This window comes from Nocardia sp. NPDC057227 (assembly GCF_042669725.1).
Taxonomy (GTDB): domain Bacteria; phylum Actinomycetota; class Actinomycetes; order Mycobacteriales; family Mycobacteriaceae; genus Nocardia; species Nocardia asteroides_A.
On record NZ_JBHUXA010000010.1, the window covers coordinates 69,226 to 95,599 of the forward strand.

At 73.2% G+C, this 26,374-nt stretch carries 26 protein-coding genes; 17 read left to right on the forward strand and 9 right to left on the reverse strand.

The features are described from left to right. Positions 1-49 precede the first annotated feature (49 nt). Positions 50-544 carry a DUF6764 family protein gene (locus ACFUJ1_RS16175; protein ID WP_378646242.1) on the forward strand — a complete coding sequence of 165 codons (495 nt, stop codon included), beginning with the start codon at positions 50-52 and terminating at the stop codon, positions 542-544. Between the two features lie 49 nt (positions 545-593). Here the strand turns inward: ACFUJ1_RS16175 and ACFUJ1_RS16180 are convergent, their stop codons facing one another. Together ACFUJ1_RS16180 and ACFUJ1_RS16185 are read right to left on the reverse strand one after the other, a co-directional pair. Next, positions 594-2,054: an SDR family oxidoreductase gene (locus tag ACFUJ1_RS16180; protein ID WP_378646244.1), complete on the reverse strand. Its 1,461-nt coding sequence runs from the start codon at positions 2,052-2,054 to the stop codon at positions 594-596. Positions 2,055-2,182: 128 nt separating this feature from the next. Further along, positions 2,183-2,854 (reverse strand): TetR/AcrR family transcriptional regulator, encoded by a 672-nt coding sequence (locus tag ACFUJ1_RS16185; protein WP_378646246.1) that lies wholly within the window; start codon positions 2,852-2,854, stop codon positions 2,183-2,185. A 107-nt stretch (positions 2,855-2,961) separates the two neighbouring features. Between ACFUJ1_RS16185 and ACFUJ1_RS16190 the strand changes: the two genes are divergently transcribed. The 4 genes from ACFUJ1_RS16190 (at position 2,962) to ACFUJ1_RS16205 (ending at position 7,266) form a co-directional block, all read left to right on the forward strand. Then, complete coding sequence (locus tag ACFUJ1_RS16190; protein ID WP_378646248.1) at positions 2,962-4,107, forward strand: acyl-CoA dehydrogenase family protein; 1,146 nt, start codon at positions 2,962-2,964, stop codon at positions 4,105-4,107. 142 nt (positions 4,108-4,249) lie between these two features. Next, positions 4,250-4,915 (forward strand): ECF RNA polymerase sigma factor SigK, encoded by a 666-nt coding sequence (gene sigK / locus ACFUJ1_RS16195; RefSeq protein WP_378646249.1) that lies wholly within the window; start codon positions 4,250-4,252, stop codon positions 4,913-4,915. Beyond that, positions 4,908-5,630, forward strand: coding sequence for an anti-sigma factor domain-containing protein (locus ACFUJ1_RS16200; protein ID WP_378646250.1), 723 nt, complete (start codon positions 4,908-4,910; stop codon positions 5,628-5,630). Before sigK ends, ACFUJ1_RS16200 begins: the two co-directional genes overlap by 8 nt. A gap of 61 nt (positions 5,631-5,691) precedes the next feature. After that, the gene (locus ACFUJ1_RS16205; protein ID WP_378646252.1) at positions 5,692-7,266 is read left to right on the forward strand and encodes a molybdopterin-dependent oxidoreductase; all 1,575 of its coding nucleotides are present in this window, start codon (positions 5,692-5,694) and stop codon (positions 7,264-7,266) included. On the opposite strand, the gene ACFUJ1_RS16210 is transcribed toward ACFUJ1_RS16205, so the two are convergent. After that, a complete protein-coding gene (locus tag ACFUJ1_RS16210; RefSeq protein ID WP_378646254.1) occupies positions 7,253-7,786 on the reverse strand; it encodes a hypothetical protein in 534 nt (177 codons plus the stop codon). The genes ACFUJ1_RS16205 and ACFUJ1_RS16210 overlap by 14 nt on opposite strands. A gap of 57 nt (positions 7,787-7,843) precedes the next feature. Beyond that, entirely contained in the window at positions 7,844-8,572 is a 729-nt protein-coding gene (locus tag ACFUJ1_RS16215) for a TetR/AcrR family transcriptional regulator (RefSeq protein WP_378646256.1), read from the reverse strand. Between the two features lie 144 nt (positions 8,573-8,716). On the opposite strand from ACFUJ1_RS16215, the gene ACFUJ1_RS16220 reads away from it, so the two are divergent. The 3 genes from ACFUJ1_RS16220 (at position 8,717) to ACFUJ1_RS16230 (ending at position 12,672) form a co-directional block, all read left to right on the forward strand. After that, a complete protein-coding gene (locus tag ACFUJ1_RS16220) occupies positions 8,717-10,450 on the forward strand; it encodes a GMC oxidoreductase (protein WP_378646258.1) in 1,734 nt (577 codons plus the stop codon). Positions 10,451-10,594: 144 nt separating this feature from the next. After that, complete coding sequence (locus ACFUJ1_RS16225; RefSeq protein ID WP_378646260.1) at positions 10,595-12,181, forward strand: GMC family oxidoreductase; 1,587 nt, start codon at positions 10,595-10,597, stop codon at positions 12,179-12,181. 32 nt (positions 12,182-12,213) lie between these two features. Further along, positions 12,214-12,672, forward strand: coding sequence for a DUF2231 domain-containing protein (locus ACFUJ1_RS16230; protein WP_378646262.1), 459 nt, complete (start codon positions 12,214-12,216; stop codon positions 12,670-12,672). On the opposite strand, the gene ACFUJ1_RS16235 is transcribed toward ACFUJ1_RS16230, so the two are convergent. Next, on the reverse strand, positions 12,656-13,000 hold the full coding sequence (locus tag ACFUJ1_RS16235) for a DoxX family protein (protein ID WP_378646264.1): 345 nt from the start codon (positions 12,998-13,000) through the stop codon (positions 12,656-12,658). The genes ACFUJ1_RS16230 and ACFUJ1_RS16235 overlap by 17 nt on opposite strands. 64 nt (positions 13,001-13,064) lie before the next feature. On the opposite strand from ACFUJ1_RS16235, the gene ACFUJ1_RS16240 reads away from it, so the two are divergent. Beyond that, entirely contained in the window at positions 13,065-14,060 is a 996-nt protein-coding gene (locus ACFUJ1_RS16240; RefSeq protein WP_378646266.1) for a sigma-70 family RNA polymerase sigma factor, read from the forward strand. A 45-nt stretch (positions 14,061-14,105) separates the two neighbouring features. Here the strand turns inward: ACFUJ1_RS16240 and ACFUJ1_RS16245 are convergent, their stop codons facing one another. Further along, complete coding sequence (locus ACFUJ1_RS16245; protein WP_378646268.1) at positions 14,106-14,582, reverse strand: hypothetical protein; 477 nt, start codon at positions 14,580-14,582, stop codon at positions 14,106-14,108. A 407-nt stretch (positions 14,583-14,989) separates the two neighbouring features. On the opposite strand from ACFUJ1_RS16245, the gene ACFUJ1_RS16250 reads away from it, so the two are divergent. Further along, entirely contained in the window at positions 14,990-16,159 is a 1,170-nt protein-coding gene (locus tag ACFUJ1_RS16250) for a PucR family transcriptional regulator (RefSeq protein ID WP_378646270.1), read from the forward strand. Positions 16,160-16,341: 182 nt separating this feature from the next. Here ACFUJ1_RS16250 and ACFUJ1_RS16255 read toward each other — a convergent pair whose 3' ends face one another. Together ACFUJ1_RS16255 and ACFUJ1_RS16260 are read right to left on the reverse strand one after the other, a co-directional pair. Further along, positions 16,342-18,276, reverse strand: coding sequence for a hypothetical protein (locus ACFUJ1_RS16255; RefSeq protein ID WP_378646271.1), 1,935 nt, complete (start codon positions 18,274-18,276; stop codon positions 16,342-16,344). Beyond that, entirely contained in the window at positions 18,273-18,440 is a 168-nt protein-coding gene (locus ACFUJ1_RS16260) for a hypothetical protein (protein WP_378646273.1), read from the reverse strand. Before ACFUJ1_RS16260 ends, ACFUJ1_RS16255 begins: the two co-directional genes overlap by 4 nt. An 80-nt stretch (positions 18,441-18,520) precedes the next feature. Here ACFUJ1_RS16260 and ACFUJ1_RS16265 point away from each other — a divergent pair, with 80 nt between their 5' ends. Continuing rightward, positions 18,521-19,153 carry a TetR/AcrR family transcriptional regulator gene (locus tag ACFUJ1_RS16265; protein WP_378646274.1) on the forward strand — a complete coding sequence of 211 codons (633 nt, stop codon included), beginning with the start codon at positions 18,521-18,523 and terminating at the stop codon, positions 19,151-19,153. An 8-nt stretch (positions 19,154-19,161) separates the two neighbouring features. On the opposite strand, the gene ACFUJ1_RS16270 is transcribed toward ACFUJ1_RS16265, so the two are convergent. Continuing rightward, entirely contained in the window at positions 19,162-19,743 is a 582-nt protein-coding gene (locus ACFUJ1_RS16270) for a GNAT family N-acetyltransferase (RefSeq protein ID WP_378646275.1), read from the reverse strand. A 174-nt stretch (positions 19,744-19,917) separates the two neighbouring features. On the opposite strand from ACFUJ1_RS16270, the gene ACFUJ1_RS16275 reads away from it, so the two are divergent. From ACFUJ1_RS16275 to ACFUJ1_RS16300, 6 genes are read left to right on the forward strand one after another with little or no spacing between them, the layout of a single operon-like run. Further along, positions 19,918-21,585 carry an ABC transporter substrate-binding protein gene (locus tag ACFUJ1_RS16275; RefSeq protein WP_378646276.1) on the forward strand — a complete coding sequence of 556 codons (1,668 nt, stop codon included), beginning with the start codon at positions 19,918-19,920 and terminating at the stop codon, positions 21,583-21,585. Positions 21,586-21,590: 5 nt separating this feature from the next. Further along, positions 21,591-22,529, forward strand: coding sequence for an ABC transporter permease (locus ACFUJ1_RS16280; protein WP_378646278.1), 939 nt, complete (start codon positions 21,591-21,593; stop codon positions 22,527-22,529). Next, positions 22,526-23,362, forward strand: coding sequence for an ABC transporter permease (locus tag ACFUJ1_RS16285; RefSeq protein WP_378646280.1), 837 nt, complete (start codon positions 22,526-22,528; stop codon positions 23,360-23,362). The genes ACFUJ1_RS16280 and ACFUJ1_RS16285 overlap by 4 nt, the downstream gene beginning before the upstream one ends. Beyond that, complete coding sequence (locus tag ACFUJ1_RS16290) at positions 23,359-25,131, forward strand: dipeptide ABC transporter ATP-binding protein (protein WP_378646282.1); 1,773 nt, start codon at positions 23,359-23,361, stop codon at positions 25,129-25,131. The genes ACFUJ1_RS16285 and ACFUJ1_RS16290 overlap by 4 nt, the downstream gene beginning before the upstream one ends. After that, positions 25,128-25,895 (forward strand): SDR family NAD(P)-dependent oxidoreductase, encoded by a 768-nt coding sequence (locus tag ACFUJ1_RS16295; protein WP_378646284.1) that lies wholly within the window; start codon positions 25,128-25,130, stop codon positions 25,893-25,895. Before ACFUJ1_RS16290 ends, ACFUJ1_RS16295 begins: the two co-directional genes overlap by 4 nt. Before the next feature lie 29 nt (positions 25,896-25,924). After that, positions 25,925-26,338 (forward strand): ester cyclase, encoded by a 414-nt coding sequence (locus ACFUJ1_RS16300; RefSeq protein WP_378646286.1) that lies wholly within the window; start codon positions 25,925-25,927, stop codon positions 26,336-26,338. Positions 26,339-26,374: the final 36 nt, after the last annotated feature.

A 26,374-nucleotide genomic window follows, 5' to 3' on the forward strand; every position in this document is an offset into this window, starting at 1 on the left:
GGCGGTGGTACCCATCGTCCGGCGTTCCGAACGACCCAGGAGGAACGACATGACCACCACTCCCCTGCGCCGCACCGCGGCCGTCCTCGCCGGCGCCGGAGCGGCCGCCGCCTGCGCCCTGCTCGCCGCACCCGCGGCGAACGCCGAGACCGCCACCTGCCCGGCGACCGGCGGCCAGGTCGCCGCCGTCACCGTCGGGGACGCCTCGTGCGCCTCGGACAGCGTCGGCGGCTCCGCCGCGCTCGCCATCGGCACCGGCGGCACCGCCGACGCCGACGCGAACGCCGCCGGGCTGTCCCTGGCCATCGCGCAGAACGGCGGCGCGGCCACCTCGGAGTCCGGCTACCTGTCGGCCCCGGCCGCCGTGGCCATCGGCCCGGGCGCGAGCGTCATCACCCTCGGCGTGCGGCCGGGGCTCGCGATCGGGATCGCCGGGCCGGGCGCCACGGTCGTGGTGGACGGGGTGAACCGGCCGACCTGCTCCGGCGGACTCGCCTTCGCCGGCGACTTCCAGACCTTCCAGGGCTGTCTCTCCACGCAGTAGCGGGCGAACGACGGAAGGCGGGTGCCCGGCGGGCACCCGCTTTCGCGCGTCAGGGGGCGGTCGTCGCCTCGGCGGCGCCGGTGATGTTGCGGGCCATGCCGCCGAAGATCACCGCGTGGAAGGGCGCGATGGCCTTCCAGTAGAGGTGCCCGGCGAGGCCGCGCGGCTCGAAGAGCGCGCGCTGGTGGTAGACCGCGCCGGTGCCGTCCGGCTCGACCCGCAGCTCCAGCCAGGCGCGGCCGGGAACCCGCATCTCGGCGCGCAGCCGCAGCAGGTGCGGGCGCTCCAGCTGCTCGACCCGCCACCAGTCCAGCGCCTCGCCCGCGCGCAGCCGGTGCGGGTCGCGGCGGCCGCGGCGCAGCCCCGCCCCGCCGACCACCCGGTCCATCCAGCCGCGCACCGACCAGGCCAGCGGGAACGAGTACCAGCCGTTCTCGCCGCCGATCGCCTCCACCACCGCCCAGACGGTCTGCGGGTCGGCGGGGGTGGCGAGCGAGCGTTCGTCGCGGTAGAGCGAGCCGCCGGACCACTCCGGGTCGGTGGGCAGCGGGTCGGAGGGGGCGGTGCCCGCGTCGGCGTCCGACCAGCGGGTTGGGACGTCCAGGTCGCGGATCTTGGCCAGCGCGAGCTCGACCGCGTGGTCGTAGCCGACGAGGCCGTCGGCCGGGTCCGGGATGTGCTCGGCGATGGCGTGGTCGCGGCAGACGACGTCGTTGATCAGCGACTCCATCAGCGGCACCGCGATGGCGCGCGGCACCGGCGTCACCAGGTTCACCCACTGCGCGGAGAGCCACGGGGTGAGGACCGGGACCGGGACGATGATCCGGCGCGGCAGCGCGGCGACCCGCGCGTAGCGGCGCATCATCTCCAGGTAGCTGAGCACGTCCGGGCCGCCGATGTCGAAGGCGCCGCGCACCTCGGGCGCGACCTCGGCGCCGCGGGTCAGGTAGTAGAGCACGTCGCGGACCGCGATCGGCTGGATCAGGTTGCGCACCCAGCGCGGGGTCACCATGGCGGGCAGCCGCTCGGTGAGGTAGCGCAGCATCTCGAAGCTGGCCGAGCCGGAGCCGAGGATCACCGCCGCCTGCAGGACGAGCGCGGGGACCCGGCCCTCGAGCAGGATCCGGCCGACCTCGGCGCGCGAGGCCAGGTGCCGGGAGAGGTCCTGCCCGTCCGGGTTGATGCCGCCCAGGTAGACGATGCGGGTCAGCCCCTGCTCGTCGGCGGCGCGGACGACGAGCTCGGCGGCCTTGCGGTCGACGGTGTCGAAGTCCGCGCGGGTCAGCGAGTGGACCAGGTAGTAGAGCACCTCCTGGCCCGCGAGCGCCCGCGCGACGTCGTCGGCGCTGGTGACGTCGCCCTGCACCACCTCGACCTCGTCGTGCCAGGGCGTGTCGGCCAATTTGCCCGGGGTGCGGGCCAGGACCCGGACCGTGTGCCCCGCTTTCAGCAATTCCGGCACCAGACGGCCGCCGATGTACCCGGTCGCTCCGAAAACCACACACCGCACGCGCGTTCACCTTCCGTCGGGAGGTCCGGTTGCGCACTCGCCGCGGACCGGGGCACCGCGCCCCTGCTGCCTTGGCTACCCGCCGCACCTGCGGTTACGCGCCCGCCGGGCTGTGATCCGCACCCTGGTCAGGGCGCGGGCAGCGCGCCGTCGGGGTCGAGCTCGATGCCGAGCGCGCGCAGCCTGCGATCGATCAGCAGCCAGGACTCCGCGGTGAGCAGCTCGACCAGCTCGGTTTCGGTGGAGCCGCCGTGCGCCAGCCACCAGCGCACCGAGGCGTCGATCAGCCCGAGCAGCGCGACGACCAGCCGGTCCGCGGCGGCGTGGTCGGCGTTGAAGGACGGGATGTAGCGCCCGGCCGCCTCGGAGATCTCCGAGGCGAAGGCGCTGCCGCCGAGCCTGGACTCCTCCTCGCCGCCGCGGGAGTAGTTGCGGCGCAGCAGGAACCGGTACAGGTTCGGGTGCTCGCCCGCCCAGGCGACGTGCTCGGCGATCGGTGCGCGGATGACGTCGAGCGGGGTGCCGTCGATGGCGAGCGCGGAGCGGATGCGCTCGGTGAGCTCCTCGTGCGCGCGCCTGGCCACGGCGAGGTCGAGCTCCTCCTTGCTGGCGAAGTGCCGGTAGAAGTGCGTCCGCGCCAGCCCGGCGCGGTCGGCGATCTGGCCGGTGAGCGCGTCCGGGCCGTGCTCGGCGATGGCGGCGATGGCGGCGTCGACCAGGGCCCTGCGCCGCTCGGCGCGCACCGGGGAGGGCGCGGCGGCCCGCCGGGTGCCGGTGGTGTCGGCGCGTCCTCTCGTCATGTCGGGCAAGGCTAGCGGACTCGACGGCGGGGAGTGACGGGCACTACAGTAGCGCTGGGACAGCCTGTACCCGTTATTCACGGTTACAGAAGAACGAAAGGAACCCGATGGCCGCCTACCGGTCCGTGTGGATGGACGACGACCTGGACGCGCTGCGCTCGCTGGCGCGCGCGTTCTACGACAAGGAGGTCACGCCGGACATCGACAAGTACCTCGCCCAGCACCACGTCGACCGCGACCTCTGGAACAAGGCGGGCGAACTCGGGCTGCTGTGCCTCTCCATCCCGGAGGAGTACGGCGGCGGGGGCGGCACCTTCGCGCACGAGGCCGTCATGATCGAGGAGCAGGCCAGGGCCGTCGACACCGCGTGGGGCGCCAGCCTGCACAACGGCATCGTGGCGCACTACCTGCTGCACTACGGCACCGAGGAGCAGAAGCGGCACTGGCTGCCGAAGATGGCCAGCGGCGAGGTGGTCGGCGCGATCGCCATGACCGAGCCCGGCACCGGCTCGGATCTGCAGAACGTCAAGACCAAGGCGCTGCGCGACGGCGACGAGTACGTGATCAACGGCTCCAAGACCTTCATCACCAACGGCTCGCAGGCCGACCTGATCATCGTGGTCGCCAAGACCGACGTCAGCCAGGGCGCGGCGGGCATCAGCCTGGTGCTGGTCGAGGCGGACCGGGCCGGGTTCCGGCGCGGGCGGGTGCTGGACAAGATCGGGCAGAAGGGCCAGGACACCTCGGAGCTGTTCTTCGAGGACGTCCGGGTGCCGGTCGCGAACCTGCTCGGCGCGGCCGAGGGCCAGGGCTTCGTGCAGCTCATGCAGCAGTTGCCGCAGGAGCGGCTGATCATCGCGGTCGGCGCGGTGGCGGGCATGGAGACGGCGCTGGAGCACACGCTGCGCTACGTCAAGGAGCGCGAGGCGTTCGGGCGGCCGGTCTTCGGCTTCCAGAACACCAAGTTCAAGCTGGCCGAGGTGGCGACCGAGGCGCGGGTGGCGCGGGTCTTCACCGACGACTGCGTGGCGAAGCACCTCGTCGGCGAGCTGGACATCCCGACCGTGGCCATGGCGAAGTGGTGGACCACCGACCGCGCGCTGGCGATCTCCAGCGAGTGCCTGCAGCTGTTCGGCGGCTACGGCTACATGACCGAGTACCCGATCTCCCGCATGTGGGCGGACAGCCGGGTGCAGATGATCTACGCGGGCACGAACGAGATCATGAAGGAGATCATCGCGCGCTCGCTCTGACGCGCTGCGTTCGAACCGGGCGGTCTCCGCGGAGATCGCCCGGTTCCGTGTTTCCGCCCACGCGGGCGAGTACATTCCAGCCCGGAACCCATCCGAGCACCGAGGCATGTCGAAAGCCAGTCATGCGGACAGGGACGCGACCATGACCAATGAACCGGCGTTCGCGCCGATTCGCCTGCACAGCGCCGACACCGGCGAACAGGATCCGGCGTGCCCCGCCGACCCGGCCGGCCGCGCGGCGACCACCGCGCAGAACCGGCAGCTGATCGGGATGCTCGCCGCCGTCGCGGGCGGTGACCGGGATGCCTTCACCGACTTCTACCGGCACACCAGCCACCGCGTGTTCGGGCTGGCCGTGCGGGTGCTGCGCAGCCACGCCGCCGCCGAGGAGGTCACCCAGGAGGTGTACCTGCAGGCCTGGTCGATGGCGGCGCGCTACGACGAGACCAAGGCGAGCCCGATCGGCTGGCTCATGATGCTCACCCACCGCCGCGCGGTGGACCGGGTGCGCACCGAGCAGAACGCGGCCAGCCGCGACTCCGTCTACGGCCACGCCCACCTGGGCCGCGCGCACGACAGCGTGGCGGAGGAGGTCGGGCAGCGGCTCGACGAGCAGGCGGTGCTGCTCTGCCTGGAGACGCTCACCGCGACCCAGCGCGAGGCGGTCGGGCTGGCGTACTACACCGGCCGCACCTACCGCGAGGTGGCCGACCACCTCGCGGTCCCGCTGCCCACCCTCAAGAGCCGGATCCGGGACGGGTTGAAACGGCTGGAGAACTGCTTGACCGGAAAGACCAGCGATGCCTGACACCGACCGCGACGACCTGCTCGATCTCGCTCCCCTGTACGCGCTCGACGCCGTCGACCAGCACGAACGCGCCGCCATCGAGGAGCGGCTCGCGCGCGCCGACGCGCCGCTCGCCGCCCGCTTCGCCGACGCGGTGAACCGCACGCACGACGTGCTCGGCGAGCTGTCCCGCGTCGACGCCGTCGCACCGCCGCCGGAGCTGGAGGGGCGGCTGCTGGCCGCGCTCGACCAGCTGCAGCCGGGCGGCGTGCGGGATATCCGCAGCGCGCGGCGGTTCTCCGGGAAGCGGCTGGGCTGGCTGGCGACGGCCGCCGCGGTGCTGGTCGCCGCGGTGGTCGGCGGTGCGGTGCTGGCCGGGCGGGACTCCGGGTCGCCGGATCCGCGGATCACCGCGGCGACGGTGCTCGAGCAGGCGGATGCGCGCGCCGCCACGGTGGCGGTGCCGAGCGGTGGCTCGATCACGGTCAACTCGTCGAGCGCGCTCGGTGCGGCGGCGATCTCCTTCGCCGCCATGCCCGAGCTGCCCGCCGATCGGGACTATCAGCTCTGGATCATCCACCCCGGCGGGGACCCGCTGCCGGACGCGGTGGTGCCCGGCTCCGGGGAGGTCATCGCCAGGTACGCGGTCGCCGACACGATCGCCGTCACGGTCGAGCCCGCGGGTGGCTCGCAGGCGCCGAGCGGGGCCCCGATCGCGGCCATGGTCATGGACTGACCAGTCCGCGCACCGCGCGGGGACGAACTCCTCCGGCATCCCACACGATCTGGAGGGCGCGATGACCGCGACCGAGCAGCACAGCCCCGGCCGGGCGGCGGCCGCGCTCTCCGGCGTTCTCGCCGCCGGCCTCGTCCTCGGGGTCGGGCACCTGGTGGCGGCGGTGGTCGAGCCGGCCGCCTCGCCGTTCCTCGCCACCGGGGCGGCCATGGTGGATCGGACGCCGCGGGCGCTGAAGGACTTCGCGATCCGCGAGTTCGGGAGCAATGACAAGCTGGTGCTCTTCGCGAGCATGGCCGTGGTCATGGTGCTGCTCGCCGCCGTCGCCGGGCTGCTGGAGCGGCGGTTCCGCTTCGCGGGGTGCGGGGTTCTCGCGGTGCTCGGGCTGGTCGTGGTCGGGGCCGCGCTGCAACGGCCGGGCGCGACAGCGGTTTTCGCGGTGCCCGCGGTGCTCGGGGTGGTGGCGGGGATCCTCGCTCTCCGCGTCCTGATGCGGAGCGCGGCCAGGGGCAGCCGTGCGGCGAGCGACGCACCCGCGCACCGCACAGCACGCGCGAGCGCCGGGAACCATTCGCGGCGCGGGTTCCTCGGGATCGCGGCCGGGGTCGGCGCGCTGGCCGTCGCCACCTACGCCGGCGGGCAGTACATCGGGCGGGCGCTGCGCGATGTGGCGGCGGACCGGGCCGGTTTCGTCCTCCCTCGCCCGGTGCGGCCCGCTCCCCCGATCGCGGCCGACGTCACCTTCCCCGACCCGGGCATCTCCCCGTTCACCACGCCGAACGCCGACTTCTACCGGGTGGACACCGCACTGCAGCTCCCCGCGCTCACCTCGGACGAGTGGCGGCTCCGCATCCACGGCCTGGTCGACCGCGAGGTCGAGTACGCCTTCGCCGACCTGCGCGACCGCGCCGCCGCCGAATCCACCTTCACCCTCACCTGCGTCTCCAACGAGGTCGGCGGCGACCTGCTCGGCACCGCCACCTGGACCGGCTACCGCCTCGCCGATTTGCTCGCCGAGGCCGGCCCGCGCCCCGACGCCGACATGGTGCTCTCCACCAGCATCGACGGCTTCACCGCGAGCACCCCGCTCGCCGCGCTCACCGACGGCCGCGACGCACTGCTCGCCGTCGGCATGAACGGCGAGCCGCTCCCGGTGGCGCACGGCTACCCGGCGCGCATGGTGGTTCCCGGGCTCTACGGCTACGTCTCCGCCACCAAGTGGGTGGTCGACCTCGAGCTCACCCGCTTCGACCGCGCCACCGCCTACTGGACCGACCGCGGCTGGACCGCCGAGGCCCCGATCAAGACCTCGTCCCGGATCGACGTCCCGGCCTCCTTCGCCACCGTCGACGCCGGGCGGGTGGTGGTCGCGGGCGTCGCGTGGGCCCAGCAGAAGGGCATCGACCGGGTCGAGGTGCAGGTGGACGACGCCCCCTGGCAGCGGGCCGAGCTCGCCGCCGAGTACTCCGTCGACACCTGGCGGCAGTGGCGCTTCGCCTGGGATGCCGCACCGGGCGCGCACACCCTTCGGGTCCGGGCCACCGACCGCACCGGCGCCACCCAGACCGACGCCCGCGCCCGCCCCTTCCCGGACGGCTCGACCGGCTGGCACAGCCGCGTGGTCACGGTGCGCTGAGCGCACCCCCGAGCGGGCGGGTCGCGGTGGCGGCGAGCTCCTCGTGCTCGTCGTTGATCAGGTGGTAGGCGGCGGCGAGGTCGTCGAGGGCGGCGCGCCACAGCGTCTCGGTCTCGGCGCCGAGCGGGTGCCTGCTCAGCTGCACCAGCACCGCGGCGGCGTCGGCGGCCCGCGCGGCGGCGTCCAGCAGGACCGGAACGGGTTCGGCGGCGGCGTCGGCGGCCAGCACCTCGATGCGATTGCTGAGCTGACGCGCGTCGAACCGGGCCCGCTCGGCGGTCACCTCGGCGGTGGGCGGGAGCCCGCCGGCGGCGGCGCTCCAGCGGCGTTCGCGCTGGTCCGCGTCGTCGGCGGTGCCGATCACCCGGCGCACCTCGTCACCGAGCACGCGGTGTACCAGACCGGCCAGTTTCGCCTGCTCCACACCGTGATCCGGATCGACCGGGCGCAGCACCCCCGGCTGGTCGGGTTCCACGTTCAGGACGGCGAGCACCGCCCGCAGCTGTGCCATCGTGACCATGCACCCCACCTTTCCCCTGATCGGGCCGCCCACGCCTGCCCGATAGCGGAATAGTAACTATTCCCCGGCCGGTGCGGGGGCGGCACGGCGATCCGGGTGCGCGCCGACGACCCCGAGCAGACCGTCCAGCTGGAATTCGAAGAGCTCGGCGCGGTCGGCGAAGGTCCGCTCCCCGTACATGTCGAAGACGTCGGCGCTCACCGCGCCGATCAGCCCGGCGTACAGGGCGGTGCCGCGGGCGATGAGCCAGTCCGGCAGCGGCAACCCGAACTCCGCGCGGATCGCCTCGAAGTCGGCCCGCAGCGCGGCCGATACGGCGGGTACCGCGTCGGGTTCGGTGAGCGCGCCCGCCGCGTGCGCCTCGCCCAGCAGCCGCATCATGGCGACGATGAGCCTGGTGCCGGACTGCACGGTCTGCTCGGCGGGCGCGTGGTAGCCGGGCACCGGGGTGCCGAAGAGCAGGCCGTAGCGGGCCGGTTCGGCGAGCGCCCAGCCGCGCAGGGTGCGGCCGAGCACGCGCAGTGCCTCCACCGGGTCGCCGGGCCCGGCGGCGAGCGCGGCGTCCACCTCGTCGCCGAGCGCGGTGTAGCCGTCGACGAGCAGCATGGTGAGCAGCTCGTCGCGGCTGCGCACGTAGCGGTAGACCGCGGACGAGACGACGCCGAGGTCGCGGGCGACGGCCCGCAGGGAGAGCGCCGCAGCGCCCTCGGCGGCCAGGTGCCTGCGACCGATCTCCAGGATGTCGGTCATGGTCTGCGCCCTGGCGCGGTCGCGGGGTGTCGACATGGCTCCAGCCTGACCGTCGAGGGAGAGCACTGTCAACTCTTGCGAGCGCTGCTCCACAGAAGGTGTAACCGGCAGTTTCGCGTACAAGCTACCGAGGAGTAGTGTTGCCTCCGTCACTACTCGCCCCGGATCGAGGAGCAGCCCATGGACCAGCGGACGACCGACTACGACGTGCTGATCGTCGGTTCGGGGTTCGGCGGCAGCGTCACCGCGCTCCGGCTGGTCGAGAAGGGATACAAGGTCGCCGTACTGGAGGCGGGCCGCCGCTTCGCCGACGACGAACTGCCGCGCACCTCGTGGGACCTGCGCAAGTTCCTCTGGGCGCCGAAGCTCGGCTGCTACGGCATCCAGCGCATCCACCCGCTGCGCAACGTGCTCATCCTGGGCGGCGCGGGCGTCGGCGGCGGCTCGCTCAACTACGCGAACACCCTCTACGTGCCGCCGGAGCCGTTCTTCCAGGACCCGCAGTGGCGCGACATCACCGACTGGCGCGACGAGCTGACCCCGTACTACGAGCGGGCCAAGCAGATGCTCGGCGTGGTGCGGAACCCGCACATGACCCCCGCCGACGAGATCTTCAAGCAGGTCGCCGACGACATGGGCGTCGGCGACACCTTCGTGCAGACCCCCGTCGGCGTGTTCTTCGGCGAGCCCGGCGAGACGGTGCCCGACCCCTACTTCGGCGGTGCGGGCCCGGAGCGCACCGGCTGCCTGGAGTGCGGCGACTGCATGGTCGGCTGCAAACACGGCGCGAAGAACACCCTGGTCAAGAACTACCTGTACCTCGCGGAGCAGGCCGGGGCCGAGGTCGTCCCGCTGACGACGGTGACCGGGCTGCGGCCGCACAGCGACGGCACCTGGGACATCACCACCGAGCGCACCGGCGCCTGGCTGCGCAAGCGGCCGCACACGTACTCGGCGCAGCAGGTGGTGCTGGCCGCGGGCACGCTCGGCACCCAGAAGCTGCTGCACGCCATGCGCGACACCGGCACGCTCCCCGACCTCTCCCCCCGCGTCGGCGAGCTGACCCGCACCAACTCCGAATCCATCGTCGGCGCGGCCACCCGCACGGTGAACCCGGACATCGACGTCACCCGCGGCGTCGCCATCACCTCCTCCATCCACCCGACCCCGGACACGCACATCGAGCCGGTGCGCTACGGCCGCGGCTCGAACTCCATGGGGCTGCTGCAGACGCTCATGGTCGACGGCGGCGGCCGGGTGCCGCGCTGGCTGCGCTTCCTCGGCGTCGCGCTGCGGCACCCGCTCACCCTGCTCAGCTTCCTGAGCGTGCGGAACTGGAGCGAGCGCACCATCATCTCGCTGGTCATGCAGCACCTGGACAACTCCATCACCACCTACACCACGCGCGGGCTCTTCGGCCGCAAGCTCACCAGTAAGCAGGGGCACGGCGAGCCCAATCCGACCTGGATCCCGGCGGGCAACGACGTCACCCGCCGGGTCGCGGAGAAGATCGGCGGCGTGGCGGGCGGCACCTGGGGCGAGGTGTTCAACATCCCGCTGACCGCGCACTTCCTCGGCGGCGCGCCGATCGGCGCCGACCGCGAGCACGGCGTGATCGACGCCTACCACCGGGTCTTCGGCTACCCGACGCTGAGCGTGGTCGACGGCGCCGCCGTCTCCGCCAACCTCGGCGTCAACCCCTCGCTCACCATCACCGCCCAGGCCGAGCGGGCCGCCGCCTACTGGCCGAACAAGGGTGCGGTGGATCAGCGGCCGCCGCAGAGCGAGAAGTACCGCCAGGTCGCTCCCGTCGCCCCGGAGCACCCGGCGGTCCCGGCGCACTCCCCCGCCGCACTGGTGCTCCCGATCGTGCGGATCACCTCCGGGCAGCCGCGCACGCCCGCGGTCGGCTGACCCGGCGGAGCCGCTCGGGCTGCCGTGATCGGCTCCCGGACAGACCGGTTCGGCGCGGATGCGCGTTTCGCGGACCACACCGGCCCGTTCCTCGTAGATTGACGGATATCCCCACACCGGTACGGCCGATCGGAGCGTGCAACTGTGCCAACGGACGAAATCGACGCCGACTACGTGATCGTCGGGGCGGGCTCCGCGGGGGCGGTGCTGGCGAACCGGCTGAGCGCCGACGCCGCGACCCGGGTCATGCTGCTGGAGGCCGGGCCCGCGGACAAGAACCGGTTCGCGCACATCCCGGCCGCGTTCGCCAAACTGTTCCGCACCGAGGTGGACTGGGACTACCTGACCGAGCCGCAGGAGCAGCTCGGCAACCGGCAGATCTACTGGCCGCGCGGGAAGATGCTGGGCGGCTCGTCGTCGATGAACGCCATGATGTGGGTGCGCGGGTTCCGCGCCGACTACGACGAGTGGGCGCTGCTCGCGGGCAGCGAGTGGGGGTTCCAGGCCGCGGTCGAGCAGTTCCGCCGGATCGAGACGGTCGAGGACGCCGAGTTCCCGGACGAGGGCACCACCGGCCCGCTGCACATCCAGCACCAGCGCAGCCCGCGCGCACTCACCGCCGCCTACCTGGCCGGGGTGCAGGAGGCCGGGTACCCGGTGGAGCCGGCGAACCGGCCGGACCCGCAGGGCTTCACGCAGACCATGGTGACCCAGCGCGCCGGCCGCCGATGGAGCACCGCCGACGGCTACCTGCGCCCGGCGCTGCGCAGGCCGAACCTGCGGGTGCGTACCGAGGCGCAGGCCACCCGGGTGCTCTTCGACGGCACCCGCGCGGTCGGCGTCGAGTACCGGCAGGGCGGGGCGACGAAGGTGGTGCGGGCACGGCGCGAGGTGGTGCTCAGCGGCGGGGCGATCAACAGCCCGCAGCTGTTGCTGCTCTCCGGCATCGGCGACGCCGATCAGCTGGCCGCGCACGGTATTCCGGTGGTGCGGCACGCGCCAGAGGTCGGCGCGGGGCTGCAGGACCACCTGGTGGCCGCGCTCGGGTACGGGGTGCGCGGCGATTCGCTCTTCGCCGCGGAGAAGCCGCGCGAGCTGCTCGGCTACCTGCTGCGCCACCGCGGGATGCTCACCTCGAATGTCGGCGAGGCATACGGTTTCGTGCGCAGCCGCGGCGATCTGGAGCAGCCCGATCTCGAGCTGCTCTTCGCGCCCGCGCCCTTCTTCCACGAGGGGCTGCGCGACCCCGAGGAGCACGGCGTCGTGCTGGCGACGGTGCTGCTGCGCCCGTTCAGCCGCGGCGCCATCACCCTGGCCTCCGCCGACCCGCTGGCCAAGCCGCTCATCGACCCCCGCTACCTGACCGACAGCGACGGTGCCGACCGGGCCGCCATCCTCGCCGGGCTGCGCGCCTGCGCCGAGATCGCGCAGACCCCGGCCATGAAGGCGGTGCTCGGCGGCCTGATCTACCCGCCGGAGGCGCCGGAGGATCTGGCCGCCGCCGCGGAGCTGAGCCTCGAGGGGTACTCGCACACGCTGTACCACCCGGTCGGCACCTGCCGGATGGGCACCGACGCGGCCAGCGTCGTCACCCCGCGGCTGGAAGTGCGCGGGGTGCAGGGGCTGCGGGTGGCGGACGCCTCGGTCATGCCGCTGCTGGTGCGCGGGCACACGCACGCGCCCGCCGTGTTCATCGGTGAGCAGGCGGCGGCGTTCCTGCTGACCTCCTGAACCGGATCGCCGAGCAGCACGTGGAGTAGGTCATGAACGGGCTTCCGCTCCATCCCCTCGTCGTGCACGCCGTCGTCGTGCTGGTTCCGCTGGCCGCGCTCGGTGTGGTCGCGATCGCCCTCCTGCCTGCCGCACGGGCGCGGTTCGGGTGGCTGGTGGTCGCGGTCGCCGGGGTGGCCGCGGCGCTCACCCCGGTCGCCACCTCCAGCGGCGAGGAGCTGGAGCACGCACTGCCCGCCAACGAGCTGATCGAGCGGCACGCCGGACTCGGCGAATGGATGCTCTACCTGGTGGTTCCGCTCTTCCTGGTGGCGCTGGCGCTCGTGCTGGTGGATCGGGCGACGGGCGCCTGGGCGAAACCGGTGCTGATCGTGCTCGCGGTATTCGGCATCGCCGTCGCGGTGGTGGCGATGGCGCACGTGTACCGCGTCGGCGAGTCCGGCGCGCGGGCGGTGTGGGACGGGGTGGGCGCGCTCACGGCACCGCGGTGACCAGGGCCGCGACCGCCGCCGCGAGGTACGGCAGCGGGTAGCCGATATCGCGGTAGGCGCGGGCGGCGAGCACGGTGGCGGCGGCGCCGAGGAAGTAGAGGACGAGACCCAGCGCGGCGGCGGCGCCGACCGCAGGGACCCAGAACCCGGCGAGCAGACCGGCCGCGCCGAGCGCCTTCACCCCGCCGAGCCAGGGCAGGGCGCGGTCCGGGATGCCGTAGCGGCGCATATTGCCGCGCACCCAGTCGGCGCGGACGAGATCGATCAGGGCGGCGATGGCGGCCAGGGCGGCGGCGAGCAGGGTGGTGACGATACGGGCGGTGGACACGGGTCTCCTTCGGGGCACGGGCGGCGTCGACTACGTGACGACCGACCGCGACGAAAGGTGACCGGTGCGCACTGCGGAGAAGCTGTTCCTGGCCGAGCGACCCCGGCTGCTTGCGCTCGGCTGCCGGATGCTCGGGTCGGCCGCCGACGCCGAGGACGTGGTGCAGGAGGCGTGGTTCCGGCTGCGCGGGGCAGGCGCGCCGGACAATCCGGCGGCCTGGCTGACCACGGTGACCACCCGGCTCTGCCTGGACCGGCTGCGGGCGCGGGCGCGGCGGCCCGAGCAACTCGGGGCGTTCACCCCCGAGGTAGCGGGCGGGGTCGATCCGGTCGAGGAGACGGTGCTGGTCGAGGAGGTGGGGCGGGCGCTGCTGGTCCTGCTGGATCGGCTGGGGCCGGAGGAGCGGGTGGCGTTCGTGCTGCACGATCTGTTCGCGGTGCCGTTCGCCGAGATCGCGCCGATGGTGCGGCGGACGCCTGCGACGGCCAAGAAGCTGGCGAGCCGGGCCAGGGTGAAGGTGCGCGGGGCGGGGGCGCCGGAGCGCGCGTCCCGGGATCGGGCGGTGGCGGAGCGGTTCCTCGCGGCGGCGCGGAGCGGGGACATCGGTGCGCTGCTCGCCGTGCTGGCACCGGACGTGGTGCGCACCGCCGACCCGGCGGCGCTGCCCGCGGGTGCGGAGCCGGTGGTGCGCGGCGCGGACGCCGTCGCCGGGGAGACGGTGCTGCTGCGCGCCCGCGCCCGCTACGCCGCGGTACTGCTGATCGACGGCACACCGGGGCTGGTCGTCGCGCCCGGCGGGCGGCTGCGCGCGGCGCTGCGGCTCACGGTGCGCGACGGCCGGATCGCCGGCTACGAGGTGATCGCCGACCCACCCCGGCTGGCGACCCTGACGCTCGCGCTGCCCGACGCGACGCCCGCGCGTCGCGGCGGACGCGACGGACGCGGCTGCGACGGCGGACGCTGCGACGGCGGACGCTGCGGAGACGGACACGGCGGCGACGGACGCTGCGGAACAGCCGATCCCGAGCGACTCCCGCCCGCATCGGCACCCGGCCCCTGACCGCACCCGGACGATCGGGCGCGGGCGGCGCCGACCTCCCCCGCCTCAGTGCGCCGGGACGCGGGCGAAGCCGAGCGGCGGGGTGGGGTACGGGTTGCTCCGCAGCACCGGGCGGAAATCGGCGAGTGCGGGCAATACATCGGTGTTACGGGCGGCGTAGCAGCGGACGAGCGGCAACCGCCCCGCCACCTCGGCGCGCTCCAGCGGCTCGGGGTCGACGAAGCCGATCACGTCCAGCCCGACGCCGAGCGTGCGCGCGATCCGCAGCAGCGCGCCGGACTTGCGGCCCCACCCCACCTCGACGGCGGAGAAATACTCGAGCACCCCGTGCCCGCGCAGCGCGGCGACGGTGCGGTCGGGATGGCCGCGCCCGGCGACGGCGTGCAGCACGCCGCGATCGCGGAGCAGCCGCAGGGTGCGCAGCGCGGCGGGGCGCAGCGCGCCGCCGGAGCCGTCGCTGACGGTGCCGTTCCACAGCGTGTGGTCCGGTTCCCAGACCAGGCAGTGCAGAGCCGGTCTCATCGGCCCGCTCCTATCGGTTGTCGACGCGCGTGTCACGCCGATCGCGCCTCACCTTCCTCGCCGCGACACGAACCGGGCAAGCCCCCGTTTTCCGGTGCTGACCGGCCGGGGGCGGCACGACTCTACAATCCGCGGCCACCGTCGGAGCGGCGTTCCGGGCCGACCGATTCGGACGTGACGCGACTCACGCCCTCTTTCGGCTACGCTTTCCGGACCGGCTGTGATCGGTCACAGTGGTATTTCGGACGACGACGCCGGGATTCACAGAAGCACGGGATTCGTTCCCCGGACAGCGTGCTGCGATTACTGTGATCAACCTGCACAGCTAGTAAACCCGGGGGCAGAAGGAGTCGCCTATGTCCGTCGACAGTTCGACCAGAGCGGGCCTGACCCTGTCCGGAAAACCGATGTCGTCGTCCCTCCAGGACGTGCGGTCGCTTTCCCGGCAGATGGTGGGGCATTTCGTCGCGAACGTCGCGCCCTGCGGGACCCTACCCGGCGACGCCATCTCCGGCGATGTCACCACGATCACTCGGGTCTGCCTCGAATTCGCGGTCAGCATGCTCGACGGCAAGGACATCCCGGAGAAGCTGCAGCGGCTGCAGGACGCGGCGGCGGGCTGGGCGCGCGAGGGCGTGCCCATCGACACCATCCACCACTCCATCCACGAGGGCTTCAAGATGGGGCTCGATCTCGTGGTCTCGCAGGCCAGCATCAAGGACTACGAGAACCTGGTCGACGGCGCCAAGACCGTCGTCGAGATGCTCGACATGATCACCACCACCATCTCCATGGCCTACGTGCGCGAGCTGCGCTCAGTGGTGAGCGAGCACCACACCGCGGTGCACACGCTCACCTCCGCGCTGCTGGGCGGGCACAGCACCTCGACCATGGCGCGCGAGTGCGGGATCGCCATCGCGACGTCGTACGCGGTGCTCGCGGTCGCCATCCCGCCGCACCGGGACGAGGCCAACCCGACCCTGGACGGCCTGGTAGTGGCCAGGCGCAAGCTGCGCCGGGTGCAGGCCGAGCTGGCCACCCGCTGCGGGGAGAGCGCGCTCTCGCTGCTCAGCGTGGACGGCGGCACCGTGCTCATCCCGGCCACCCGGTTCGACCGCGAGGGCTTCGACGCCCTGGTCGAGCAGCTGTCCCGGGCGGCGCAGGTCGGCATCACCGCGACCGTGGTGGAGGCGACCCCGGAGCAGATCCCGGACGCCGCCGACCAGGCGCACGAGCTGCTGGACATGGTGCAGCGGCTGCAGGCCGTCGCCGGGCTCTACCGCTTCGACGAGCTGGCGCTGGAGTACCAGCTCACCCGCCCCGGCCCGGGCCGGGAGTACCTCGGCTCGCTGCTCGACCCGCTGGACGAGCACCCGGAACTGCTGGAGACCCTGCAGCGGCACATCGCCAACAACCTGAACCGGCAGCGCACCGCGCGCGTCCTGCACGTGCACACCAACACGGTGGACTACCGGCTCAAGCGGATCGGTCAGCTCACCGGCTTCGACCCGTCCCAGCCGTCCGGGCTGTGGTACCTGCGCTCGGCCCTGGTCGCGCGCACCTACCGCGCGTCCTGACCGGCTGATCGACCCACCTCGCCCGAGAACGCCCGGCCGGAATTGCCCCGGCCGGGCGTTCTCGCGTGCGGCCGATGAGCCGCACCCGAACGGCACGCCGGAGCGGCGGGCGATCTCGGCGGCGTCGGTGCGCGGGTCGAGGCGGCGCATTCGCCGCCGGACCGCGAATCCGGGGGTCAACGTCATGGCCGGGGCTCCACCCGCACCGGCGTCCGCGCCCCCACCTCCACCGTGATGACCGCCCGGCCGGTGGCGTCCGCCCGGATCGTGGCCTCGGTCGCGCCGCTCGCGGTGTAGAGCCGGTCCGGGACGAGCCGGTCGAGCGCGAGGTTCGCGCGGACCGGACCCGCGCCGGGGTACAACACCGCGTCGAGCGCGGCGCCGTCCGATACCGCCCGCGCCACGAGCACCTCCGGATAGGCGGCAGCGGCGATCCGCGGACCCTGCCGCCACGCGTCGGGCATGCCGAAGCCGATCAGGTCACGCATGCCGGAGCGGCGTCCGAAGCGCGCCATCAGCGAGTAGAGATTGCCCTGCGTGGACAGCCCCGCGTAGCGGGCGGCGCCGCCCGAGCGGAGGACCGTCTCGGTGTCGTCGACGTAGCGCAGTGCGCTGGCGGCGACCTCCTCGTCCCCGACCTCGCGCGCCGCCATCGCCAGGAACACCTGGCCGAAGGATTGCCCGCCGAAGGCGTAGCTGCCCGCGTCGCACCGGTTGGCCGGTGTCGGCGGGAGCAGGAACCGCTCGCCGTCGTGCCGGATCATGGTCTCGCGCATGAGCCACCACGAGCGCAGTGCGAGATCGGGCATGAAGGAGTGCATCCAGTAGGTGGTCGGCATCTGCACCCCCGCGTCGGACCAGAGGTGCCAGGAGAGGCCGAGGGTCTCCGACCGGACGCCGATCATCCGGCCGTCGGGGCGGTGGAACTCCTCGCGGTAGGCGCGGCCGATGTCGTCGCGCAGGTCGGCGAAGTAGCTCGACCCGTGCAGCCGGTCGTGCATCAGCAGCGTATTGGCGCCGAAGATGTTGCACACCGGATAGATCCAGCGTGGTTCACAGGAGAACAGGGTGTACGGCGAGCGCTCCATATTGCGCGCGATCGAGCCGGCGAGCGCGCCGAAATCGTGGTCGTAGTGCTCGGTCTCCGACCAGGTGTAGCGCAGTGCGCCGGGGCGGGAGAAGCGGTCGTCCTCCAGCGTCTCGAACATTCCCACCGCGGCGCCCTGCCAGCCGGTGAGCATGACGTTGTCGCCGTTGTCGACCGGGTCCCGCCCGAGCGACATCCGGCCCCACGCGTTCTCCAGCGCCCAGTATCCCCAGACCCGCCGATCCCCCACCTTGGTGATCGCCCGGTGCTGGGCCTCGGTCAGGTACCCGGAGAACGACGGGGTGTGGGTATAGCGGTAGACGGAGAGCGCGTAGCCGAGAATGCACAGCTGATAGCGCAGTGCCGCCTCCCGGAACTGGTCCCGTTCGTCGAAGCCGGCGAACTCGGCGAGGGGCTGCAGGGCGAGATCGAGGGCGAAGCGCAGGTGCGCGAGATCGTCTTCGGTGGCCTCCGCGACCGGGAGCACCTCCCGGGAGGGCAGCGCCGTCTCCAGGAATCGCACCGAGCGGAGTTCGGTGTTGAGCGCGACGGCCCTGCGCCGCTGGACGCGGTGTCGCACCAGGTGCAGCGCGAGGAACAGCGCGACCGTCCCCGGGACGAGGCAGGCCGCGACGACCTGCGGGGCGGCCCAGCCCGCCGGGTGCAGGTGGTCGTGGTGCAGGGGCAGCAGGATGGCCGCGATCCACACGGCGACGGGCAGCACGGCGGCGCCGATCATCCACCAGATCAGCACCGAGATCCCGAGCGCCGCGATCGCCACCGCCGTCATCGGCCAGTGCCCGTGCGAGAGGAAGCCGCCGCCGGGGACGAGCAACCCCGCCCCGACCACCTGCCCCCTCGGTCCGCCAACGGTGACCAGCAGCGCCCCGGCCAGCCAGGTCGCCGCCAGCACCGCGGTGACCCGGAGCAGGATGCGGCGCGTGACCGCCCCGATGAGCGGCGGATTCTCGGGGAGCAACCTGGCGGCGACCAGGCGACCGGCCGGCTGCCGATCGGTATCGGCGATCACGGCACCGCTCCGGCGGTCAGCGCCACCCCGGCCTGCCCGAAGCGGGCCGCGGGCGGGAAGGCGGCGCCGGAGGCGGGCACTCCACCTCGCCACCACCGGATCGGTGCGCGGAACACCGACGAGATCGCCGCCAGCACCGCCATTCCCAGGACACAGCACAGCATCGCCACTCCAATCGAGAACTGGAACGTGTCAGTTCTCGATCTGAGAATAAACGAACCGGAGCACCTGTCAAGATGGGACGATGTCGAACGAGGGAAGCGCGGTCGGCCGTCGGTACGCGGGCGCCAGCGCCGCCGAGCGACGGCTGGATCGGCGTTCCCAGCTGGTCGAGGCCGGTCTCGACCTCGTGCTCGAGGGTGGCGTGGTGTCGCTGACGGTCCTCGCGGTGTGTCAGCGGGCCGGACTCTCCAAGCGCTACTTCTACGAGAGCTTCGAGAGCCTCGACGCGCTGCTGGCGGTCACGCTGACCGATGTCCTGTCCGGCGTGGCCCGGACGATCGACCTGGCCGATGCTCGTGCCGTCGGCTCCCCGGCCGGGGTGGTCACCCTCGCGGTCGAGGCGATACTCGACGCCTTCGACGATCCGCGCGTTGCCCGCCTGTATGTCGAGTCGGCGGGGTATCCGCACCTGCTCGCCGCGCGCGACCGGGCGGTCGCCGCCTTCGTCGATCAGCTCCTCGCGATGATCACCGGCAGGCCCGGCGGTACCGCGCGCCAGGTCATGCTGGCACAGGTGCTGATCTCCGGCACCACGCACGTGGTCGCCATGTGGCTGCGCGGAACGCTCGCGCTGACCAGGGAGCAGTTCGTCGAGACGCTGGTGCGCCTGGGGACCGAGACCGCGCGGATCGTGACCGAGCCGGTCGGCGACTGACTCCGCGCCTACCGGGAGCCGTCGCCGGGCAGGCCCAGGCCCGGCTGGCGGATCATGGTCCAGAAGCGCGGCATGCCGTCGGGCTGGTGGGTGGAGGCGACGTCGAAGCCGTGCCGCTCGTAGAACGGCACGTTGGCCTCGTTCACCGTCTCCAGGTAGGTGGGGTGGGCGGATTCGGCGAGCACCGGGTCGATGAGCGCGGCGCCGTGCCCTCGACCCTGCTCGTCCGGGTCGACGCCGAGGATGAACAGGTGCAGGAAGGGCTGCTCGAGCACCGCGCGCTGGGCCCGCTCCAGCTCGGAGGTGAAGGCGCCGAAGCGGCGGAAGGCGCCGGGGCCGAGCCGGACCGGCGCGCTCAGGAAGCCGGCGCCCGCCAGTTGGCGCAGGCCGAGCCCGCGCCCGGGCAGCAGCCAGATCGCCGCGCCCGCGCCGGGCCGCTCGTCCAGCCTTCCGTACTTCCGGCCGAGCCGGGCCGAGGTGTCGAAGAACCAGGGCAGCACCGCCGCGCGGCGCGCGGGGTCGGGCTGGATGTAGGTGAACATGGGATCGTCGTGGAAGGCGCGGGCCAAGATCCTGCCGGGTCCGGTCATGCCGGGATCCTAGAGCGCGAAGCCGTTCGTGGCATCGGGTACAGCGCTGCGCGCAGCGAGATTCCGATCTTCGATCGGGTCTTCCGATCGACACCGATCAGTATCGACGGAACCTGAATTCGGTTGTGCGCCAATCGTTGACCTGGGCCGATGGGCCGTGCTGGAGTCGATCCCATGTCTGCAGAGCACGAAGAGGTCCGGCGTTCCGGGAACAGATTGGGCCGCAGCCGGGCGTGGCCGATCGCGGCGGTCATCGCGGTCGTCGCGGTGGTGGTGGCGGGGGTCGTCCTGGCCACCCGTTCGGGCTCGGACGCCGCGGCGGAGACGCCCGCCCGCAGCGGGACACTGACCTACGCGGTGGCCGGCACCCAGGTCTCGCTCGACCCGGCCGTCGCGGCGACCGCGGTGACCAGCGTGATCAACCGCAACATCTTCGACTCGCTGGTGGTGCAGACCGGCCCGGAGAGCTTCGGCCCGTGGCTGGCCAGCGAGTGGAGCCTCTCCCCCGACGGCCGCACCTACACCTTCACGCTGCGCGAGGGGGTCACCTTCCACGACGGCACCCCGCTGGACGCCGCCGCGGTGCGCGCCACCCTCGACCACGTGGTCGACCCGAAGACCAAGTCCGCCTACGCGGCCTCGCTGATCACGCCGTACCAGGAGACCAGGGTGCTCGACGCCCGGCGGCTCGAGGTGGTGCTGAAGCAGCCGTTCACCCCGTTCCTGCAGGCACTCTCCACCCCGAGCCTCGGCATCCAGAGCCCGAAGGCGCTCACCGCGCCGGAGTACCGCCCGGTGGGCACCGGCCCGTTCGCCTTCGAGCGGTGGGAGCAGGGCAAGCGCGAGACGCTGGTGCGCAACGAGGGCTACACCTCGCCGCCGACCGGCGCGGAGAACAGCGGCGCCGCCTACCTGGACCGGCTGGTGTTCGAGTTCGTCCCGGAGGACGCCACCCGCTACGGCGCGCTGATCAGCGGCCAGGTGCAGGGCATCGCCGGGGTGCCGCCGGTCTCCGCCGGTGACCTGTCGGGGCTGGACGGCTTCGAACTGCACAGCACCGAGACGCCGGGGCTGAACTACAACGTCTACCTGAACCGCTCCCGCGGCGCGCTGCAGGATCCGCTGGTGCGCCGCGCGCTGAGCTCGGCGGTGGACGTCGACGCGCTGGTGCGCAGCGTCTACTTCGGCCGCTACCCGGTGGCGGACAACGCGCTGAGCCCGACCACGGCCGACTACGACGGGGGCGCGAACAGCGAACTGGCGAAGCACGATCCGGACGCGGCGCGCAGGCTCCTCGACCAGGCCGGGTGGACCGGGACCGACGCCGACGGATACCGGGTCAAGGACGGCAAGCGGCTCACCCTGGTCTGGCCGTACTGGCCCGAGGGCACCAAGGACCAGCGCGAGGTGATCGCCGAGGGCTTCAAGGCGCAGGCGCGCACAGTCGGCATCGAGATCGCCAGGCCCACCGTCGACACCGGCACCTACGTCGACCGCTACCTGATCGGCGGCGAGTACGACCTGGTCGACGTGAGCTTCGCGCGCCCGACCCCGGACGTGCTGCGCTTCGCCTTCTTCTCCGCCAACACCTACGCCAAGGCGGGCGGCAACGTGGCGCTGGTGAACTCGCCGGAGATCGACGCCTGGGTCACCGAGGCGGCGGCCGACCCGGCCAAGGCGGGCGCGGCCTACTCGGCGGTGCAGCGCGAGGTGCTCAAGCAGGCCTACATCGTGCCGGTCTACACCCCGGTGAGCCTGACCGGGTTCGCGGATTCGGTCCGCGGGCTGGTCTTCGACGCGCAGACCTACCCGCGCTTCGCCGACGTCTGGCTCGCCTCCTGAGCCGGGTGCCGGAGCCGCTGCGCTGGCTGGCCGGGCGGCTGGCGCTGGCGCTGCTGGTGATGTGGGGGGCGGCCACGGTGACCTTCGCCGGGCTGCTGCTCATTCCCGGCGACCCGGCGCGGGCGGTGGCGGGCGGGGTCGCGGCCACCGCCTCGCCGGAGGTGCTGGCCCGGATCCGCGCCGACTACGGCTTCGACGATCCGGTACTGCTCCAGTACCTGCGCTTTCTCGGCCGGTTGCTCCGCGGCGACCTGGGCCGCTCGTACCAGCTGAACCAGCCGGTGCTGACGGTGGTGGCCGATCAGGCGGGCGCCACGCTGGCACTCGCGCTCGGTGGGATGGTGCTCGGGCTGCTGCTCGCGCTCGCGGTCGCGGTCGCCACCGCGGGCAGGCCGCGGCCGCGCGCGGTGGCGCGGGTGGCGGAGTTCGGGGCGCTCTCCATGCCGACGTTCTGGATCGGGTTCCTGCTGCTCGCGCTCTTCTCCTTCCGCTGGCACCTGTTCCCGGTGCTCGGCAACGGCGGCCCGGCCGCGCTGGTGCTGCCCTGGATCACCCTCGCCATCGCCATCGCCGGGGTGCTCTCCCAGGTGGCGCGGGACGGGATCGAGCAGGCGCTGGCGCAGCCGTTCGCGCTGACGGTGCGGGCGCGCGGCGCCACCGAGACCAGGGTGCGGCTGCACCACGCGCTGCGGCACGCGGCGCTGCCGGTGCTCACCATCTCGGGCTGGATGTTCGGCAACCTGCTCGGCGGGGTGGTGGTCGTGGAGACCGTCTTCGCCCGGCAGGGGCTGGGCCAGGTGCTGGTGACGGCGGTGCGCGGCCGCGACTACCCGGTGGTGACCGGGCTGGTCGTGCTCACCGCCGCCGCCTTCTCGCTGATCGGGATCGCGCTGGACCAGCTGTACCGGATCGTCGACCCCCGGGTCGGGGCGGTGGTGCGGTGAGTACCGCGATCGCGCTCGGCCGCGGCTCCGTGCGGCTGCCCGGCGCCGGGGTGCTGCTCGCCGGGGCGGTGCTGCTGCTGATCCTGCTGGCCGCGGTGGCGCCGGGGCTGCTGGCCGGGTCACCGGATGCCATCGACCCGGCGGTCGCGCTGCGGCCGCCGAGCCTCGCGCACCCGTTCGGCACCGACTGGCTGGGCCGCGACGTCTACGCCAGGGTGGTGCACGGCACCGCGGCCACGCTGCTGGTCGGGGTCGGCTCGACGTTGGCGGCGAGCCTGGTCGGCGCGGTGTGGGGGTTGCTGGCGGCGCTGGGCGGGCCGGTGGCGGACCAGGTCGGCATGCGGCTCGCCGACGTCTTCCTCGCGTTCCCCGCGGTGCTGATGGCGCTGCTGGTGGTGGCCGTGCTCGGGCCGGGCACCGGGAATGTCGCGATCGCGGTGACGGTGGCGCTGGCCCCCGGTTTCGCCCGGATCGTGCGGATCCGGACGCACCTGGTGCGGCAGTTCGCGTACGTGCGGGCGGCGCTCGACCTCGGCATCGCGCCGGTCCGGGTGGTGCTGCGGCACGTGGCGCCGAATGTGCTGATCCCGCTCGGGGTGCTGGTGGTGATCAATATCGGCACCGCGATCATCATCGGCGCCTCGCTCAGCTTCCTCGGTCTCGGCGCGGAGTCCTCGGTGCCGGAGTGGGGCGCGCTGCTCGCGCAGTCGCGCAACTATCTCTCCGCGCAGTGGACGCTCGCGGTCTTCCCCGGGCTCGCGGTGACGGTGACGGTGCTGGCCGTGAGCGTGCTCGGGCGCGCCCTGCAGGCCCGATCGGAGGGGGAGTCGTGACCGAGCCGCTGCTCGAGGTGCGGAATCTGTCGGTGCGGTTCGGGGCGGGCACGCCCGCCGTGCGCGACGTGGGGTTCGAGCTGGCGGCCGGGCGCTGCCTGGCGCTGGTCGGCGAGTCCGGGTCGGGCAAGAGCGTGGTGGCCCGCACCCTGCTCGGGCTGGCCGGCGGCACCGCCGAGGTGCGCGCGGACGACCTGCGCTTCGACGGGATCGACCTGCGCGCGCTGCCGGGCAGGCAGTGGCGCCGGATCCGGGGCAGGCGCATCGGTTTCGTCCTGCAGGACGCGCTGACCTCGCTCGACCCGCTGCGCCGGATCGGGCACGAGGTGGCCGAGCCGCTGCAGATCCACGGGCTGGCGAAACCGGACGAGCTCGACGACGCGGTGCTCGGACTGCTGGCCGCCGCGGGCATCCCGGACCCGGACGACCGGCTGCTGCAGTACCCGCACGAGCTCTCCGGCGGGTTGCGGCAGCGGGTGCTCATCGCCTCCGCCGTCGCGGCCCGCCCGGAGCTGATCATCGCCGACGAGCCGACCACCGCGCTCGACGTCGGGGTGCAGGCGCAGATCCTGCGGCTGCTGGACGAGCGCAGGGCCGCGGGCAGCGCCGTGCTGCTGATCAGCCACGACCTCGCGGTGGTCGCGGGCAGCGCCGACGAGGTGGCGGTGCTCTACGCCGGGGTGGTGGTGGAGCGCGGTCGCACCGCGGAGCTCTTCGCCGCGCCCGCGCACCCCTACACCGTCGAGCTGCTCGCCGCCGCGCCCCGGGTGGACGGCCCGGCCGAGCACCCCGCGCTCGCCCCGTGGGCGCCGCCCGCGACGTCCGGTTGCCCGTTCGCCACCCGCTGCCCGCTGGCCGAGGAGCGCTGCCGGACCGCGCTGCCCGCGCTCACCGAGCTCGGCGACGGCCACGCGGCGCGCTGCCTGCACCCCGGCGAGCACCGGCCGCGCGCCCGGCGCGCGCCCCCGGCGGAGCCGACCGCGCCGGACGGCCCGCCGCTGCTGGAGTTCCTGGCGGTGGGGCACGAGTACAAGCTGCCCGGCGGTGCGGGGCGACGCACGGTCGAGGATGTCTCGTTCACCCTCGCGCGCGGCGAAACCCTGGGCGTGGTCGGCGAATCCGGCTCAGGCAAGTCCACGATCGCCCGGCTCGCACTGGCCCACCTGACCCCGCGCGACGGCACCGTGCACTTCGACGGCGAGCCGTGGAGCGAGCGCACCGAACGCGCCCGCAGGCCGCTGCGGCCGCGGATCCAGCTCATCGACCAGGACCCGCTCAGCGCCTTCGACCCGCGCTGGAACGTCGGCCGGATCGTGGCCGAGGCGCTGCACCGGGAACGCTCCCCCGCGGCCCGGGTGGCGGCGCTGCTGGTGTCGGTGGGGCTGGATCCGGAGCTGGTGCGACGACGTCCGGCGCAGCTCTCCGGCGGGCAGCGGCAGCGGGTGGCGATCGCGCGGGCGCTGGCCAGCGAGCCGGAGCTGATCGTCGCCGACGAGCCGGTCTCGGCGCTCGACGTCACCATCCAGGCGCAGATCCTGGAGCTGTTCGACCGGGTCCGGCGGGAGACCGGCACCGCGCTGCTCTTCATCTCGCACGATCTCGCGGTGGTGCGCAGGCTGTGCGGGCGGGTGCTGGTCACCCGGGACGGCCGGGTCGTCGAGGCCGGGCCGACCGAGCAGCTCTTCGCCGACCCGCAGCACCCGTACACCCGCCAGTTGCTGGCCGCCGTCCCGCGGGCGGCCGTTCCCCTCTCGAAAGGATTCCTGTGAGCGAACCATCGACCCCGCGCGTCGTCCTCGTGACCGGCGCGGCCTCCGGTATCGGCCGGGCCACCGCCGAGCTCTTCGCCGAGCGCGGCGAGCACGTCGTCGCCGTCGACGTGTCCGCGCGCGGGCTGGAGTCGCTCGGCGATGGCATCGTCACCATCGCCGGTGACGTCTCCGCCGAGGAGGTCAACCGGACGGCCGTGCAGACCGCGCTGGAGCGGTTCGGCCGGCTGGACACCGTCGTGTTGAACGCGGGCACCGGCGGCACCCCACCGCTGGAGACCCCCGGCTCGGTGGAGTCGGCCGACCGGATCTTCGGCGTCAATCTGCGCGGCCCCATCCACGGCCTGAAGGCCGCGATCCCGGCGCTGCGCGAGACCCGCGGCTCGGCGATCTTCACCTCCTCGGTGGCCGGGCTGCGCGGCGACCCGGGCAACTGGGCCTACAACGCCTCCAAGGGCGCGCTGATCAACCTGGTGCGCGCCTTCGCCATCGACTACGCCGCGCAGGGCGTGCGGATCAACGCGCTCGCCCCCGGCCTCACCCGCACCGGCATCACCGCCAACGTGCACCGGGATCCGGCGCTGCTCGCCGTCATCGAGCGCCGGATCCCGCTCGGCCGCTTCGCCGAACCGAGCGAGCAGGCCGAGGCCATCTGGTTCCTCGCCTCCCCCGCCGCCGGGTACATCACCGGCACCACGCTGGTCGTCGACGGCGGGCTGGATGCCAACCTCGGCATCCTGCCGCTGCCCGGCCAGGGTTTCTGAATTCCGCACCGCACGAGAAGGAGAGACGATTGAGCACCACCGCACAGACCAACAAGGATGTCGCGCGCCGCTTCTACCACGAGGTGATCACCGAGGGGCAGCTGCACCTGCTGGACGAGATCGTCGCCGACGACGGCACCGACAGCGCCGTCCCGGCCGGGAGCGTCAAGGGCCGCGGCGGCTTCATCGAGCACATCACCTGGCTGCGCGCCAATGTCGAGAACGTCACCGCGACCGTCGTCGACACCGTGGCCGAGGACGACCGCGTCGTCGTCTACTGGACCATCGAGGGCACGCAGCGCGGTGAGCTCTTCGGCGTGCCGGACACCGGGCGGCACTTCACCGGGTTCAGCATCAGCACCATCCGGTTCCGGGACGGGCGGATCGTGGAGTACTCGGTGCTGCCGGACCGGGCCGGGATCATCGCCCAGCTCGCGGGCTGAGCACCGACGGCGAGGGGCCTCCCGATTCGATCGGGA

What these genes read in the sequence shown, in the direction of transcription:
- ACFUJ1_RS16175 (WP_378646242.1), top strand. Translation starts at nt 50, where the DNA reads ATGACCACCACTCCCCTGCGCCGCACCGCGGCCGTCCTCGCCGGCGCC.
- ACFUJ1_RS16185 (WP_378646246.1), bottom strand. Translation starts at nt 2,854, where the DNA reads ATGACGAGAGGACGCGCCGACACCACCGGCACCCGGCGGGCCGCCGCG.
- ACFUJ1_RS16190 (WP_378646248.1), top strand. Translation starts at nt 2,962, where the DNA reads ATGGCCGCCTACCGGTCCGTGTGGATGGACGACGACCTGGACGCGCTG.
- sigK (WP_378646249.1), top strand. Translation starts at nt 4,250, where the DNA reads ATGACCAATGAACCGGCGTTCGCGCCGATTCGCCTGCACAGCGCCGAC.
- ACFUJ1_RS16200 (WP_378646250.1), top strand. Translation starts at nt 4,908, where the DNA reads ATGCCTGACACCGACCGCGACGACCTGCTCGATCTCGCTCCCCTGTAC.
- ACFUJ1_RS16205 (WP_378646252.1), top strand. Translation starts at nt 5,692, where the DNA reads ATGACCGCGACCGAGCAGCACAGCCCCGGCCGGGCGGCGGCCGCGCTC.
- ACFUJ1_RS16210 (WP_378646254.1), bottom strand. Translation starts at nt 7,786, where the DNA reads ATGGTCACGATGGCACAGCTGCGGGCGGTGCTCGCCGTCCTGAACGTG.
- ACFUJ1_RS16215 (WP_378646256.1), bottom strand. Translation starts at nt 8,572, where the DNA reads ATGTCGACACCCCGCGACCGCGCCAGGGCGCAGACCATGACCGACATC.
- ACFUJ1_RS16220 (WP_378646258.1), top strand. Translation starts at nt 8,717, where the DNA reads ATGGACCAGCGGACGACCGACTACGACGTGCTGATCGTCGGTTCGGGG.
- ACFUJ1_RS16230 (WP_378646262.1), top strand. Translation starts at nt 12,214, where the DNA reads ATGAACGGGCTTCCGCTCCATCCCCTCGTCGTGCACGCCGTCGTCGTG.
- ACFUJ1_RS16245 (WP_378646268.1), bottom strand. Translation starts at nt 14,582, where the DNA reads ATGAGACCGGCTCTGCACTGCCTGGTCTGGGAACCGGACCACACGCTG.
- ACFUJ1_RS16250 (WP_378646270.1), top strand. Translation starts at nt 14,990, where the DNA reads ATGTCGTCGTCCCTCCAGGACGTGCGGTCGCTTTCCCGGCAGATGGTG.
- ACFUJ1_RS16260 (WP_378646273.1), bottom strand. Translation starts at nt 18,440, where the DNA reads ATGCTGTGCTGTGTCCTGGGAATGGCGGTGCTGGCGGCGATCTCGTCG.
- ACFUJ1_RS16265 (WP_378646274.1), top strand. Translation starts at nt 18,521, where the DNA reads ATGTCGAACGAGGGAAGCGCGGTCGGCCGTCGGTACGCGGGCGCCAGC.
- ACFUJ1_RS16270 (WP_378646275.1), bottom strand. Translation starts at nt 19,743, where the DNA reads ATGACCGGACCCGGCAGGATCTTGGCCCGCGCCTTCCACGACGATCCC.
- ACFUJ1_RS16275 (WP_378646276.1), top strand. Translation starts at nt 19,918, where the DNA reads ATGTCTGCAGAGCACGAAGAGGTCCGGCGTTCCGGGAACAGATTGGGC.